Annotated in this window: 11 protein-coding genes; 6 read left to right on the top strand and 5 right to left on the bottom strand. The window is 50.3% G+C overall.

Translation table 11 applies throughout. The annotated features are described in order from the left end of the window. Nucleotides 1–32 precede the first annotated feature (32 nt). The 4 genes from EXY25_RS12915 to EXY25_RS12930 all read left to right on the top strand — a co-directional run bounded on the left by EXY25_RS12915 (nt 33) and on the right by EXY25_RS12930 (nt 4,220). Nucleotides 33–563, top strand: a complete 531-nt coding sequence (locus EXY25_RS12915; protein ID WP_246019555.1) for a peroxiredoxin family protein — start codon at nt 33–35, stop codon at nt 561–563. A 164-nt stretch (nt 564–727) separates the two neighbouring features. Then, nucleotides 728–1,630, top strand: a complete 903-nt coding sequence (locus EXY25_RS12920) for a mechanosensitive ion channel family protein (protein WP_130567092.1) — start codon at nt 728–730, stop codon at nt 1,628–1,630. 85 nt (nt 1,631–1,715) lie between these two features. Further along, entirely contained in the window at nt 1,716–3,818 is a 2,103-nt protein-coding gene (locus tag EXY25_RS12925) for a hypothetical protein (protein WP_130567093.1), read from the top strand. A gap of 123 nt (nt 3,819–3,941) precedes the next feature. Further along, a complete protein-coding gene (locus tag EXY25_RS12930) occupies nt 3,942–4,220 on the top strand; it encodes a hypothetical protein (RefSeq protein ID WP_130567094.1) in 279 nt (92 codons plus the stop codon). 76 nt (nt 4,221–4,296) lie between these two features. On the opposite strand, the gene acnB is transcribed toward EXY25_RS12930, so the two are convergent. After that, nucleotides 4,297–6,891, bottom strand: coding sequence for a bifunctional aconitate hydratase 2/2-methylisocitrate dehydratase (gene acnB, locus EXY25_RS12935; protein WP_114338202.1), 2,595 nt, complete (start codon nt 6,889–6,891; stop codon nt 4,297–4,299). Between the two features lie 292 nt (nt 6,892–7,183). On the opposite strand from acnB, the gene EXY25_RS12940 reads away from it, so the two are divergent. After that, the gene (locus tag EXY25_RS12940; protein ID WP_130567095.1) at nt 7,184–7,669 is read left to right on the top strand and encodes a hypothetical protein; all 486 of its coding nucleotides are present in this window, start codon (nt 7,184–7,186) and stop codon (nt 7,667–7,669) included. A 119-nt stretch (nt 7,670–7,788) separates the two neighbouring features. Further along, nucleotides 7,789–8,796: a class II fructose-bisphosphatase gene (gene glpX, locus EXY25_RS12945; protein WP_114338197.1), complete on the top strand. Its 1,008-nt coding sequence runs from the start codon at nt 7,789–7,791 to the stop codon at nt 8,794–8,796. Here the strand turns inward: glpX and EXY25_RS12950 are convergent. The 4 genes from EXY25_RS12950 to aceF form a co-directional block, all read right to left on the bottom strand. Beyond that, a complete protein-coding gene (locus EXY25_RS12950; protein WP_130567096.1) occupies nt 8,793–9,212 on the bottom strand; it encodes a hypothetical protein in 420 nt (139 codons plus the stop codon). The genes glpX and EXY25_RS12950 overlap by 4 nt on opposite strands. Before the next feature lie 166 nt (nt 9,213–9,378). Further along, nucleotides 9,379–11,493 carry a M13 family metallopeptidase gene (locus tag EXY25_RS12955; RefSeq protein WP_130567097.1) on the bottom strand — a complete coding sequence of 705 codons (2,115 nt, stop codon included), beginning with the start codon at nt 11,491–11,493 and terminating at the stop codon, nt 9,379–9,381. A 487-nt stretch (nt 11,494–11,980) separates the two neighbouring features. Next, complete coding sequence (gene lpdA, locus EXY25_RS12960) at nt 11,981–13,408, bottom strand: dihydrolipoyl dehydrogenase (protein WP_130567098.1); 1,428 nt, start codon at nt 13,406–13,408, stop codon at nt 11,981–11,983. Between the two features lie 169 nt (nt 13,409–13,577). Beyond that, complete coding sequence (gene aceF, locus EXY25_RS12965) at nt 13,578–15,506, bottom strand: pyruvate dehydrogenase complex dihydrolipoyllysine-residue acetyltransferase (RefSeq protein WP_130567099.1); 1,929 nt, start codon at nt 15,504–15,506, stop codon at nt 13,578–13,580.

A 15,506-nucleotide genomic window follows, 5' to 3' on the forward strand; every position in this document is an offset into this window, starting at 1 on the left:
GAGCAGAAATCCATTAAAAATCGAGGTATGCAATGTCCCATCGTCGTTCCGTCAGCCACCTGTTTCAACGCTATTTTCTCTTCAGCATGAACACCGTCGTGCTGCTGATGGGACTGGTAATCAGCACAGTGCAAGCAGCCGAAGCAAAGGTAAAAGCGCCGGACTGGGCATTGCAAACTGAAACCGGTGAGACGATCAGATTAGCCGACTTTCATGGTCAGCCACTTATCCTGCATTTCTGGGCGACATGGTGCCCGTATTGTAAGAAAGTCCAACCAGGGTTAGATGCCCTCTATCAGCAATATCAAGAGCAGGGACTTGCTGCGGTAGCGATTAGCTTCCGTGAAGATGACGACGCCACCCCAGGGACAGTATTGAAACAACGGGGGATCAGTTTTAAGACGGCCGTTCAGGGTGAACAAGTCGCCGCGCTTTATGGCGTCCGAGGCACACCCACTACCCTGCTCATTGATAGCGAAGGTTACCTGGTGTACGTCACCAACACCTCGGATCCCAATGACGAGGCGCTTATCACCGCCACTAAACAGCTAATGAAAAAATAGCTCTCCCTCGGCTTTGGCTGATCTTGCCCTGTGTGCCAAAGCCGGTTCTCTAGGAGGGTGAAGCAACCAAGCAATCTTTCGTTGCGTTAACTGCTTACTCGACGTAACTTTAGCCAAAACCTTAAGTCACCTCTAAAGTGATGTTGCCAGAGCATCTATCGCACATGCCAATACATGAGTTAATCGTCGATAATAAACTTATCGCCTCCGTTATCTTAGTTATCACTGCGTTACTGCTACGCTGGTTGTTGCTCCGTCTAATAGGTAAACGCAAAAAGCACGAGGAAGACCTCCCGCAACGACGGATCAATGGCCTCAACAACGCAACCAGCCTGCTATTAATGGTTGGGCTCATTGCGATCTGGATGTCGGAACTGCGATATTTCGCACTATCGATGGCTGCATTTGCGGTCGCATTTGTTGTCGCCACCCGTGAATATATTCAATGCATGCTCGGTGCAATCTACATCGCAAGCACACGTCCATTTGTGGTCGGTGACTGGATCCAGGTGGGTGATTACAGCGGTGAAGTCGTGAGTAGTGATTGGCTAACCACCAGCTTATTAGAGATAGATCTCGAAAGCCAAAGCTATGGCTACAGTGGCAAGACATTGATATTACCGAACAACCTATTTGCCACAAAAGGCGTTCATAATCTGAACTTCATGCGCCGTTATGTTGCCCATTCATTTACCATTGTTCGCGATCCCGATTGGGTTAACGTCTTTGCAGCGAAGCAATATATTCTAGACTGCACTAACGCCAGCTGTGAGCCGTTCCAAGACGTCGCCGAACGCTACAATGCTATGATTGAAAAACGCTTGGGGATCCCCATCAGCGGACCCCATGCAGATGTCCGCATCAGCACCAATGCCACGGCTAAAAACCTGTTTACCATCACCCTGTTTTGTCCAACCCAAGAGGCCGTTCGCATAGAGCAAGAGATCACGGAGAAATTTATGGCGTTCTGGTATGCAGAGATGAAAAAAGCAAAAGCAGAACTGCCATTACCCGCACTTAATGCCGAACTGAAACAACAGCAGGATAAACACAAGCAAGAGGAGTAGTGGCATTCACCGGTTATGTGACAGCTGATCTTTTTGCAATTCTCAGCCATGCTAGTATCGGTTAAAAATCAAACGGAATTGGCGTATGCCTTTACTGCGTGGCCTGATTATCTTCGGAATTGTTATCCTCGGCTTGCTGGGCGTATTGATGCTGTGGCCGAGCCAGCTACCTTCGCCACCGACATTAAATCCAGCATTAAAGCCAGAGCCGCTAACGCAAATTGCTACCGAGCCACAAACCCAAACACGCTTGCCACCACTTGAAAATATCGTAGCAACGCAAGCCAGCTGCGAACAAGAGAAGCTAGAGCTAGCAACACAACAACTATCCGTCCATGTTCAGGCTCAGCAAACGCTGCAGAACGCTATCAACAACGGTTTATCCTTGGGCACTCTGCAGGCATTAAAACAAGAGTTGCAGCCGTATCAGCTATGGCAAATATCACGTGCAACAGCAACCCCTGAAGATATCCATGTAGAGCCCCCCGACATAGAGCGGTTAGTCTTGGTCAGTCGTTTAAAGTCCCATGTGGAAGCGGAAGATTGGGATAAGTTTCTTGCTGATATTGAAAATGGCACTATCGATCTCTCATATTCCATCAGTAACTGGGTTGGGTTACCTGGATTGGAAATAGACTACCCAGAGATTGATATCCAACGCACCTTGGGTGTGATGCTGATGTTAGATCGCGGCAATCGCTTTCCCTCTCCTCTCCTAGAAGCTATCGCCGAACGCTATCGTCCGAATGAGCGCGAGCTAATCAGCCTACTGATCATGGATGCTAATAATGACGGCCTCTCGGCTACCAACCGCTGGCTCATCCGTTACCAAGCAGGGGTGACGCAAGGCGATTACGATCCGGATCTATTACTTAAGGCCGCAGCTCAGCAAGGCAATATGGAACTGGCACAACAAGCATTTGAACTTGGCGCCACCATCCAAAGCTCACCAGATGAAGCCACGCCGTTAGAGCATGCGTTGGCAGGCTATGCTCGCTCCAGCATCGAAGATAAAGCAAGCTTTGAGCAGCAGTTCAAGCCTATGATTGAGCTGCTTATTGAGCAGGGAGACAGTGCCGCTTATCGCCTACCCGATGAGCAGTATGACCAGTGGCACCTTTGGGGCTGGGGGCACGACCTCTCTGCAGAGATGCGGCAGCAACTGGAAGCTATTTCGATACCTCAGCGAGATCTTGTTCGCCAACTAAGTGGCGAACAACTGCAACGGTTACAGTTACTGCGCAATGAGCTAGCTCCGATGCTGGCATTGTGGCAAAAAAACGAAGATGCCCTGGGTGCGCAACAGGCTTGTGAGAAAAATTTAGCCGAGCTGTTACAACACTCGGATGCCAACTGGCAAAAAATTGATAGCTTTGAAATTCTCTCGGCCGCGGAAAAACAGCCTATTGCCGAAGAAGCCCTGTTAGATAAGCTGTACGTTCAAGATCCAAGTCTGGTCGATGCGCGGCTGATCTCTCAAGGCAGTAATACCGCTCTCAATGCCTATGAGGAAGCTGAACCCAACGCTCAAGCGAGTGAAGCCCAGCTACTGGAAGCGAACTTTATTACCCTACTCGAAGCATTACAGCAAGAAGGTAGCGATTGGTCAGAACAACTCGCGGCACATCTAGAAAAACAGCCGTTAAGCAATGACCAAATAGAGAGCCTCTACCAGCTGGCCTACTCGAGAATGACACAGGGACTCGAAAATACAGAACTTTCAGCATTAATCAGCCAAGGCTATCAACCGACCGGCGAAGCCGTTCTTTCCATGGTGTCATTCAACCGCATAGCCACTCTGAAAGCTCTGCAGATCGCTGGATTAGATCTCAATAGTTATCATGATGACGCCGGACGCCCCCTAGGCTTTCTAGCCATTCAAAACGGCTACCCAGAGTTAGCCTATTGGCTGGTAGAGCAGTCTGTGATTGATAACCAGGAGCCCAGAGCCAGCGATCCCCTAGATGCATTATTGGAGCGATTAGCCGAGGGCGATACTGATCCAAGGTGGGTTGCGCAGATGCCACTGCTTTTACGCCAAATTCAGGTCCGTCCCAGTCACCTAAACCGTATGGCTGCACTTAAATATGTCACGCCAATACGCTATCAACAGATAGTAAAACGTCATCCGACACTGGAACCTTTTGCAACATCACGCCCTCTAAGGATCGATGGTGTGCGATGGTGATAAACCGTAAACATATCAACCGCGCACCATAGCTGCTACACCATGACAAACGGCTCAGGATCATGTTTGCCGCTGTTGTATCAACCGAAAAGTGACCAAAGAAAGTAATTAGAGCGTGATATCGTGAATAAACTGTCGTTACCCACTGTCGGACTGGTTTTATTGGCGTGGTCAATTTCCAGTGCGGCAAATGCCACCTTACCTGCACTAGAAGCTGAGTATGCCTTAGCTGTTTGCACCCAAGCACTAAACAAAGCATTTAAGGAGCCGCTGGATCGTGATCGCAAAGCGATGTTCAATCTAGCGTTCGATGTTTGTCGTAGCCATCAGGTGGATGTCAATATGGCAGTGAATCAATTAACTGAATCCAACACCCCGTATAACAAGCGCCCACCTGAGTAGCTTTAGATAGCTCACGAAGCGAGTAGTGACAAACAAAAAAACCCGCCGCAGCGGGTTTTTTAATAGCAGTGGAGCACTACACTTCAGCGGTCTGGAAAATCACCTCGTCCGCTTTCTTGGTGTACTCTTCCATCTGATGGAAGTTGAGGTAACGATAAGTGTCCTCAGCTGTCGCATCGATAGATTTCGCGTATACGCCGTACTCTTCTGCTGTTGGGATCTTACCAATAATAGAAGCCACGGCGGCTAACTCAGCTGACGCCAGATACACATTGGCTCCCGTACCTAAACGGTTAGGGAAGTTACGGGTAGACGTAGACACAACCGTGGCATTATCAGCCACTCGCGCCTGGTTACCCATACACAGCGAACAACCTGGAGACTCAGTACGCGCACCAACTTTACCGTAGATGCTGTAATAACCTTCAGCTGTTAACTGGCTTGCATCCATCTTGGTTGGCGGAGCCACCCACAAGCGAGTAGGCAGTTGACCGGAATGCTTCTCTAGCAACTTACCAGCCGCACGGAAGTGACCAATATTGGTCATACAAGAACCGATAAACACTTCATCGATGCCAACACCAGCAACTTCCGACAAAGTCTTCGCATCGTCAGGGTCGTTCGGGCAGCAAAGAATAGGCTCTTTGATCTCATTGAGATCGATCTCGATCACGGCAGCATAATCGGCATCGGCATCGGCTTCCATCAGCTGTGGATCAGCGATCCATGCTTCCATCGCCTTAATACGACGCTCAATAGTACGGCGGTCACCGTAGCCTTCGGCAATCATCCACTTCAACATCACGATATTAGAGTTGAGATATTCGATGATCGGATCTTCACCCAGCTTGATCGTACAGCCCGCAGCAGAACGCTCCGCAGAAGCATCTGACAATTCAAACGCCTGCTCCACGGTCAGCGATTCAACGCCTTCAATTTCAAGGATACGGCCTGAGAAGATATTCTTCTTGCCCGCTTTCTCTACGGTGAGGTGACCCTCTTTGATCGCCTGCAGTGGAATGGCATGTACCAAATCACGCAACGTCACGCCCGGTTGCATCTCACCTTTGAAACGAACCAAGACTGATTCAGGCATATCCAATGGCATAACGCCAGTGGCTGCGGCAAATGCCACCAAACCTGAGCCCGCAGGGAACGAGATACCGATTGGGAAACGGGTGTGAGAGTCACCACCCGTACCCACGGTATCAGGCAGCAACATACGGTTCAGCCAACTGTGGATCACGCCATCACCTGGACGCAGTGCGACACCACCACGATTCATAATAAAATCAGGCAGGGTATGATGAGTCGTGACATCCACCGGCTTAGGATAAGCCGACGTATGACAGAATGACTGCATGGTGAGATCGGCTGAGAAGCCTAAACACGCCAGATCTTTTAGCTCATCACGGGTCATAGGACCGGTGGTGTCCTGAGATCCCACGGTGGTCATCTTAGGTTCGCAGTATTGGCCTGGACGAATACCGTCTACGCCACACGCCTTACCCACCATTTTCTGGGCTAAGGAGTAGCCTTTGCCTGTATCAGCCACAACCGCTGGGCGGTTAAAGACTTCTGACGCTGGCAAACCAAGGGCTTCACGGGCACGGTCGGTTAAACCACGGCCAATGATCAATGGAATACGGCCACCGGCACGCACTTCATCAAGCAACACATCGGTTTTCAGTTCAAACTCAGAAACCACTTCACCGTTCTTTTCGACCTTGCCAGCGTGAGGATAGATAACGATCTCGTCACCCATCTCCAACTTAGAAACGTCCAGCTCGATAGGTAATGCACCTGCATCTTCCATGGTATTGAAGAAGATAGGCGCAATCTTTCCGCCTAAACAGAAGCCACCACCGCGCTTATTCGGCACGTATGGGATATCGTCACCCATCAACCACAACACTGAGTTGGTGGCTGACTTACGGCTTGAGCCTGTACCAACAACATCACCCACATAAACTAAAGGATTACCTTTAGCCTGAAGCGCTTCAATCTGCTTCATTGGGCCAATGCTACCTGGCTCATCAGGGTTGATCCCTTCACGGGCGTTTTTCAGCATAGCTAACGCGTGCAGAGGGATATCAGGACGGCTCCATGCATCAGGAGCCGGAGACAGGTCATCGGTATTAGTTTCGCCGGTGACTTTAAATACAGTTAGCTTCGCAGACTCAGGGACTTCTGGCTTGCTCAAATACCACTCAGCATCTGCCCAAGACTCCATCACCTGCTTCGCGAAAGCATTACCTGCTTTGGCTTTCTCTTCCACGTCGTAGAACGCATCAAACACCAATAAAGTGTGAGACAACGCCGTCGCAGCCAGCGGAGCCAGTGCATCGACATCCAACAGATCAACTAACGGTTGTACGTTATAACCACCCTGCATGGTACCTAGCAGGTGAGTGGCTTTCTCGGCATCAACAATAGGAGAGCTAACTTCGCCTTTAGCGACGGCAGCTAGAAAACCGGCTTTTACATACGCCGCTTCATCAACACCTGGGGGGATACGGTTTTCCAGCAGGTCCAGTAAAATTGCATCTTCACCTGCAGGTGGATTCTTTAGTAATTCAACCAACTGTGCTGTTTGTTCAGCATTCAGTGGCTTGGGAACAACGCCTTGAGCAGCTCGCTCTTCAACGTGTTTACGGTAGGCTTCTAACACGGTGAGTTCCTCTTGTTAGCTTTAAGTTGCTAGTTGCAGCAACAATCCCTGACGGTTTTGTTATTTTTCCCTCTTATGGGGTGCGGGCAGTATATAGAGTTTTGGTTGAAGAGTGAACTTTCAAACATGCGTTTGAATTGTAGGGTGTGTTCTTAAAAAAGATCGAACAAGTAGGCTAACCGTACAAGTTACCCCAACAGTAGTTTTCACTCGACTTGATATCGACGATATAATTGCTTCACGGCGGGAAATATTTAAACGGTACGACAGTATAAAAATACGGAGCCAGACGATGATGTCGAAAGTGTACTTACCATATTGCCTGCTGACATGGCTAATGCTGAGTTTCGCATCAAATAGTACGACGCTTTACCAATGCGCAGATGGCACATTCAGCGACAAACCCTGCCCTGGCAGCAAGATCATCGAAATACCAGAAACGAATACGGCAAAGTCTGTTAAGCCACTTCCAAGCGTACCTGACGAAACCAGCAGTATCGACGTGAAACAGCCTGTGGACCACAGCGTGCCAGTGATCTGCCGTGATCTCTCAATCAAGCAGCGCCAGCAGATAAAGCAGAGTCTACGTTTTTTAGAGATAGTGCCCTGTATGACGGAGGCACAAGCCAAGCGCATCATTGGTAACAAACAGCACAGTGAAACCATCTACCCAGCGGGTGGGGATAACGTCACCAAAGAGTGGATCTTTACCCCAGCGACGCCACGTTTTCCCAACCGTATCATTCTGGAAAACGGCTACGTCACGCAAACCCAATAAAATCGTGAAGCAAAGATGAAATTGGTCGCAAGCCAGCCTAAGTTTGACTAGGATCCTATGTGTCTGTGCGAGGGAACTGTACCCTGCGCGCCCAACCTTTCAAGATTGCGAGCCCAAGTATGAAACGAGAATTGGCGATTGAGTTTTCCCGCGTAACCGAAGCAGCAGCCCTGGCTGGCCATAAGTGGCTTGGCCGCGGTGACAAGAACGCTGCTGACGGTGCCGCCGTTGAAGTAATGCGCGCTATGTTGAACAAGGTTGAGATCTCCGGCGAAATCGTTATCGGTGAAGGTGAAATCGATGAAGCCCCTATGCTCTATATCGGCGAAAAAGTAGGTCGCGGTGGCGATAAAGTGGATATCGCAGTAGATCCAATCGAAGGGACCCGCATGACCGCGATGGGCCAGTCAAACGCTATCGCTGTATTGGCCGTCGGCGACAAAGACACCTTCCTCAAAGCGCCTGATATGTACATGGAAAAACTGGTTGTTGGCCCCGCTGCCAAAGGGCATATCGATCTTGAGAAGTCGTTAAGTGAAAACATCCAAGCAGTGGCCAAGGCGGTAGGTAAAGAGATTGCTGATCTAACCGTGATCACCTTAGCCAAGCCGCGCCACGATGAAGTCATTGCAGAGATGCAAAAGATGGGCGTACGAGTATTTGCTATTCCGGATGGTGACGTTGCCATGTCTATCCTCACCTGCATGCCCAGCAGTGAAGTTGACATGATGTACTGTATCGGTGGCGCTCCAGAGGGCGTTATCTCGGCAGCGGTGATCCGTGCTTTGGACGGTGATATGCAAGGTCGCCTACTGCCACGCTGCCAAGTGAAAGGCGACAATGAGGAAAATCGGCGACTATCAGCGATAGAAATACAGCGTTGTGAGGAGATGAACATCGAGGTCAATGCCGTGCTGCATCTTGATCAACTGGCTCATAACGACAATGTGATATTTTCTGCCACTGGCGTTACCAAAGGGGATCTGCTTGAAGGGGTGACCCGTCAGGGGAATCTGGCGACGACAGAAACCTTGGTTATTCGCGGTAAGTCACGGACGGTACGTAAGATCCAATCCACGCACTACCTGGATCGTAAAGATCCAGAGATCCGCTCGGTGATCTGCTAGCCCCCTACAGCACAACACTCTGTTTGGTCGGAGCAAGCACAGTTTGCTTCGGCCAGCCAAGCATTTGCGTCAAATTCGTTAGTAAAATAACGCGTCGCAACAAGGTGTTCTTCAGGACGGGCTTTCTTTGAAATACTTTCCATTAACGCATGAGAGACGATGACGGCTTCGTGAGTTAAGCCATTGGCATGGCACCACAGGTTAATCTCCTGCGCCAATACTAAACACTCTGGCGTAAACAGCTCCCATTCGCGAATATCCGACACACAGCACCAAGTTTGCCCGCCTAACTGCGCAACCAATTGCTTAAAAGCATCAAAGCTGTGCTGAACGGTTTGCAGATTCAGGGCACCTTTCACCCTAAACCTGAGTAACCTGCCCTGCCGGGTTAAATTAAACTCACCGTGCTCGCGCATAAATACCACTCCCTATATAAAGCTTAACTATATGAAGCGTCCATCGAATAAAAAACATACAAAAGCCGCTAGCGCGAACGATAGCGGCCTTGGTTAGACCAGTCAATTGAAAATGGTCCTTTCTCACTGAAAAATAACGAAATTTAACAGTGCAACAACCTATGACTTACCAGATTTTCACACGCTTCTCGGGGGCTATATACATCTGATCGGTTTCAGCAACATTGAACGCTTCATAGTACTGAGGCATGTTCGACACGATACCGATCACCCGATAGTGAGAAGGTGAATGTGGATCAGACTTCAAGCGGCTCAACAGCTCTTCTTCGCGATATTTCCGGCGCCAGATCTGTGACCAGCCCATAAAGAAGCGTTGATCGGCTGTTAGCTCATCGATAACCTCAGCATCAGCGCCCGCCAGTGACATCTGGTATGCCTTGTAGGCCACCTGCAAACCACTTAAGTCACCGATATTCTCACCCAAGGTCAATTCACCGTTAACGAAATGCCCTGGCAACGGTTCGTATTGGCTGTATTGCGCAACCAGTTGCTTACCCAGCTTATCAAACGCAGCACGGTCAGCATCTGTCCACCAGTTAGACAAATTGCCATCACCATCATACTTGCTACCTTGGTCATCAAAGCCGTGGCTGATCTCATGCCCAATCACTGCGCCAATCGAGGCGTAGTTCACTGCATCATCGGCATCCATATCGAAAAACGGTGGCTGTAAAATCGCCGCAGGGAACACAATCTCGTTCATCACAGGGTTGTAATAAGCATTAACCGTCTGTGGTGTCATGTGCCATTCGGTATCATCGATCGGCTGACCCAGCTTCGCCAGCATACGCTGGTATTCCCAATTAGCAGCGCGACGGTAGTTCCCCAACAGATCATCGGCTTTCACCTCTAATGTGGCATAGTCTTTCCACTTTTCTGGATAACCGATTTTTGGCGAAAACTTGGAAAGCTTTTCCAACGCTTTAACTTTGGTCTCTTCCGTCATCCATGCGAGATCTTTAATCGAGACTTCAAACGCACCGAGTAGGTTGGTGATCAGCTGCTCCATCCGCGCTTTCGCCTCAGGCTTAAAGGCTTCGGCAACATAAGCCTTACCTAACAGATCGCCAATCTGTTCATCTGCAGCGATCACAGCCTTCTTCCAACGCGGCTTCTGCTCAGTAACACCTTTCAGTTCTGTACCGTAGAAAGCAAATGCACGATCAGAAACCGACTGGGGCAAGTAATCAGAGTAGGCACTCACCAACTGGTGGCGCATATAAGCTTTCCAAGCAGCCACAGGCGTCTTAGCAAACAGCTCGGCAAAGCCAGTCATATAGCTCGGCTGACGCACAATCACTGAGTCCACATCACCTAAACCAGCGGCTTTTGCATACGCAGGCCAATCAAATCCCGGCATGAGTGCCGCTAATTCAGCCAAGTTCATCTTGTTGTAGGTCTTATTCGCGTCACGGCTTTCAACCCGGCTCCACTGTGCACTGGCAATGGCTGTTTCAATGGCTAACACCGAATCAGCCGCAGCCTCTGGCTGCGCTACGCCACTTTGCGCCTGCAGATCCGCAGCTAACAGGCGTAAGCTTTCCCGCAACTTGACGAACTTTTCATCTTCATTGAGGTAGTAGTCACGGTCAGGCATGCTGATACCCGCCTGATACAAATACACGGCATATTGATCTGATTGCTTAGCGTCATTATTGACGTAAAAACCAAACGGCCCAGACACACCGTCAACCAACAATTGTCCCATCAACGCAGCGATCTGCTCATGGGTTTTAGCATTTTCAATGGCATCAAACTGCGCCTGCAATGCTGCCATACCCACATTTTCAACCCGCTCACTGTCCATGTAAGCTTTCCAGAAATCAGCGAGTTTTTGCACATCAGAGCCCGGCGTTGAAGACTGCAACGCAGCGTCTTCCATGATGGTTTTCAACATGGTTTCGCTTTTCTCAAATAGCTCGGTGAATGAGCCATAGTTAGAGCGATCCGCAGGGATCTCGGTGCGCGCTAACCAGCTACCATTAACAGACAGGAAGAAGTCATCCTGATGACGGATATGTTCGTCAAAATTACCTTTATCGATACCGGAAGTCAGTACTTTTGGCGCAACGGGCTTCACTTCGGTCACGGTGGGTACAGGCGCTTCACTCGTCGCAGCTGGTGCTGCTGGTGCAGCCGCTTTATCTTCTGGGGCGTCCTGGCAGGCTGTTAAGCCAAGGCCAAACGCCACGGCTAATGCGGTGGTTGTCAGACGGTTCATCTATTTATCCTCTGGAGTGTACTGGCACGTGGTCGTGCTCTGTTATCAAAACGTTAAACGCATCGATATTACCCAGCTAAGACAAAACTGACCAGTCAGGAGGTAGAAAGTTGCGGGTTCTGAAACCTCTGGTTACAAAACAGCGACTAAAGGCAAGCTTTAGCAGGAGCAAACAGCAAAGAAACCAAATATTGCCTAGTTTTTGCAGCAAGCACAGTGAGAGGAAAACCGCCATGGATGGCGGGAATATCGAAAATGCATGGAGTATTTTTCGACCGTTCGTCCTGAACACAGCGTGCCCCGCGTAGCATTGTGGGTATCGCCACTCCTGTGCATCCGCACACTCCACGAAGTGTATTGGGTGTACGACCGCCATGGATGGCGGGAATGTCGAAAATGCATGGAGCATTTTTCGACCCTTCGTCCTGAACATAAAAAGCCCCGCATTGGCGGGGCTTCGTAATGATAAAATCAACTTACCGACGCATTATTTGCGCTTCTTTGCCTTTGGGTTTGGCAAATCGGTGATTGAGCCTTCGAAGATCTCTGCCGCCAAGCCAACCGATTCGTGCAAAGTTGGGTGAGCGTGAACCGTCAACGCGATATCTTCTGCGTCACAGCCCATCTCAATTGCTAAACAGATCTCGCCAAGCAACTCACCACCATTGGTACCCACGATAGCGCCACCGAGAATACGACCGCTGTCTTTATCAAAGATCAGTTTAGTCATACCGGTATCGGCGTCAGAAGCGATAGCACGGCCGCTGGCCGCCCATGGGAATACTGATGTCTCGTAGTTAATGCCCTGCTCTTTTGCTTCTTTCTCAGTCAGACCCGCCCATGCGACTTCCGGATGGGTATAAGCAATCGATGGGATCACCTTAGGTTCGAAGTAATGCTTCTTACCACCAATCACTTCGGCAGCGACATGGCCTTCATGCACACCTTTGTGAGCCAACATTGGCTGGCCGACGATATCGCCGATAGCATGGATATGAGGCACGTTAGTACGCATCTGGGTATCTGTTGTAATGAAACCACGCTCATCTACCGCGATACCAGCTTTCTCAGCTTCCAGCAGTTTACCGTTAGGCACACGACCAACAGCCACCAATACGGCGTCATAACGGATCGCAGCATTGGGTGCTTTTTTGCCTTCAAATGAGACATAAATACCGTCTTCTTTGGCTTCAACCGCTGTCACTTTGGTTTCCAGCATCAAAGTAAACTTGTCTTTGATTTCGCGGGTGTAGACTTTCACGACATCTTTATCGGCTGCTGGGATCAACTGGTCCATAAACTCGACCACTTCGATCTTCGAGCCTAAAGAGTGATAAACGGTACCCATCTCCAGGCCGATAATACCGCCACCCAAAATCAACATCTTCTCTGGCACAGTTTCCAGTTTCAGCGCATCAGTTGAATCCCAAACACGAGGGTCATCATGGGGAATAAATGGCAACGTCACCGGACGTGAGCCTGCTGCAATAATAGCGTTATCGAAGTTAACGGTGGTGACACCGTCTGACCCTTCTACTGCCAGAGTATTGGCACCGGTGAATTTACCGTAGCCATTGACCACCTTCACTTTACGCATCTTGGCCATACCTGCCAGGCCGCCAGTCAACTTAGTGATAACTTTGTCTTTCCAGATACGGATCTTGTCGATATCTGTGGTGGGTTCGTTGAATACCACACCGTGGGCGCCAAGATGTTTGGCATCTTCGATCACCTGCGCCACGTGCAACAAGGCTTTTGATGGGATACAGCCAACGTTCAAGCAAACGCCGCCTAAGGTATCAAAACGTTCAATCAGAACCGTTTCCAAGCCCATATCTGCTGCACGAAACGCTGCTGAGTAGCCAGCAGGGCCGGCACCGAGTACCACTACCTGTGTTTTGATCTCGTTGCTCATTATGTCCTCTTTAATCCTGTGTGTTCTTTAGCCGGAACATTTGCACTTGTTTCAACAAGTGTCTGCTATATCTTTTGTCCGGTCAGTCTACCTGCCTTACGGCAAGACGAAAACAAGTGATACGAAAAGGGGCGTTACCTTAGTGGCACGCCCCTTTGTCAGCCTATGATTACAGCACTAACCTACGGATGTCAGATAAGACACCGCTGAGTGTTGTAATAAAGCGTGCTCCGTCAGCACCATCAATCACCCGGTGGTCATATGACAATGCTAATGGCAACGTCAGTTGTGGGACGAACTCTTTGCCGTTCCACTTTGGCTTCATCTCAGAACGAGATACGCCAAGAATAGCCACTTCTGGTGCATTGACAATTGGCGTGAACTGCGTGCCACCGATACCACCAAGGCTAGAGATAGTAAAACATCCGCCCTGCATATCTTTGGCCGTCAGCTTGCCTTCGCGTGCCTTGGCGCTGACTTCAAGCAGCTCTTTCGACAACTCAAACACGCCTTTCTTGTTGACGTCGCGGAACACTGGAACCACCAGGCCGTTAGGCGTATCCACTGCCACACCGATATGAATATATTTCTTCATCACCAGTGACTCGCCATCTTCCGACAGTGAGCTGCAGAATTTAGGATGCGCTTCTAATGCCTTCGCTGCGGCTTTCATGATGAATACCAGCGGTGTGATCTTGAAGCCCAACTTCTGCTTCTCTGCGATCACATTCTGCTCTTTACGGAACGCTTCTACAGAGCTGATATCCGCTTCATCAAACTGGGTAACATGAGGAATGCTCACCCAGTTGCGATGCAGTGCCGGGCCAGAAATTTTCTGGATCCGCGACAGTGCAACCTCTTCAATCTCACCAAACTTGGAGAAATCTACTTTTGGTTGTGCCGCAACGGCCAGCCCAGACCCTGTCACTGCACCCGAGGTTTTAGGACGAGACAGTTCGAACTTCACAAACGCCTGAATATCTTCTTTCAAGATCCGGCCTTTGCGACCCGAGCCCTTCACCTTACTCAGGTCAACACCGAACTCGCGAGCAATACGGCGCACCGAAGGCGTCGCATGTGCCGCACCTTTACCCTGCGTCTTCGCCGCATGGGGATGATGTGGCACAGGGTCAGCTTTCGCAGCAGGCGCTGGCGTAGCTGCCGGAGCAGGTGCAGACGCCGGTGCTGCAGCGGGTGCTGGGGCAGCAGCTGATGCTACCGTCTCAATCAAAGCAATGAGCGTACCTTGCGACACCTTATCGCCGGCAGCAATCTTGATCTCTTTCACCACACCAGCAAACGGTGCTGGCACATCCATCGCCGCTTTGTCGCCTTCGATAGTCAACAGACCTTGATCGGCTTCAACGGTGTCTCCTACCGCAATCAATACGTCGGTGACATCGGCGCTATCAGCACCGATATCCGGCACGGTGACTTCTTTTACTTCTGCCGCAGCGGCAGGTGCAGGAGCAGCAACCGGTGCTGCCGCAGTGACTGGCGCCTCAGCAGCAGGGGCCGCACCCGATTCAACCAGCAGGATCAAAGTACCTTCCGACACTTTGTCACCCACGGCAATCTTGATCTCTTTTACCACACCAGCAAACGGCGCAGGTACATCCATCGCCGCTTTATCGCCTTCAATGGTGATTAAGCCTTGATCCGCTTCAATGCTGTCGCCTACGGCAACTAACAGATCGGTAACATCGGCGCTGTCTGCGCCAATATCAGGCACGGTCACTTCCTGCACCGCACCACCGCCAGCAGGCGCGGGGGCCGCAACGGGGGCAGGAGCAGCTACTGGTGCAGGAGCCGCCGCGGGCGCTGCCGCAGCTGGTACTTCTGCTACTGGCGCATCAGCGCCTACAGCTTCCACTACCAAAATCAAAGTGCCTTCAGACACTTTGTCGTCCACAGCGATTTTTATCTCTTTCACCACACCGGCAAACGGTGCAGGTACATCCATCGCGGCCTTATCGCCTTCGATGGAGATCAAACCCTGTTCAGGTTCGATAGTGTCACCCACAGCCACCAGGATCTCGGTGACGTCGGCGGAATCGGCACCAATATCCGGTACCAGAATCTCTTTGATGTCGGCCAT

The sequence above is a fragment of the Corallincola spongiicola genome (assembly GCF_004284785.1).
GTDB lineage: Bacteria > Pseudomonadota > Gammaproteobacteria > Enterobacterales > Neiellaceae > Corallincola > Corallincola holothuriorum.

Excerpts from the sequence above, each read along its gene's own strand:
- EXY25_RS12915 (WP_246019555.1), top strand. The coding sequence starts at position 33 with ATGTCCCATCGTCGTTCCGTCAGCCACCTGTTTCAACGCTATTTTCTC.
- EXY25_RS12920 (WP_130567092.1), top strand. The coding sequence starts at position 728 with ATGCCAATACATGAGTTAATCGTCGATAATAAACTTATCGCCTCCGTT.
- EXY25_RS12925 (WP_130567093.1), top strand. The coding sequence starts at position 1,716 with ATGCCTTTACTGCGTGGCCTGATTATCTTCGGAATTGTTATCCTCGGC.
- EXY25_RS12940 (WP_130567095.1), top strand. The coding sequence starts at position 7,184 with ATGATGTCGAAAGTGTACTTACCATATTGCCTGCTGACATGGCTAATG.
- glpX (WP_114338197.1), top strand. The coding sequence starts at position 7,789 with ATGAAACGAGAATTGGCGATTGAGTTTTCCCGCGTAACCGAAGCAGCA.
- EXY25_RS12950 (WP_130567096.1), bottom strand. The coding sequence starts at position 9,212 with ATGCGCGAGCACGGTGAGTTTAATTTAACCCGGCAGGGCAGGTTACTC.
- EXY25_RS12955 (WP_130567097.1), bottom strand. The coding sequence starts at position 11,493 with ATGAACCGTCTGACAACCACCGCATTAGCCGTGGCGTTTGGCCTTGGC.
- lpdA (WP_130567098.1), bottom strand. The coding sequence starts at position 13,408 with ATGAGCAACGAGATCAAAACACAGGTAGTGGTACTCGGTGCCGGCCCT.
- aceF (WP_130567099.1), bottom strand. The coding sequence starts at position 15,506 with ATGGCCGACATCAAAGAGATTCTGGTACCGGATATTGGTGCCGATTCC.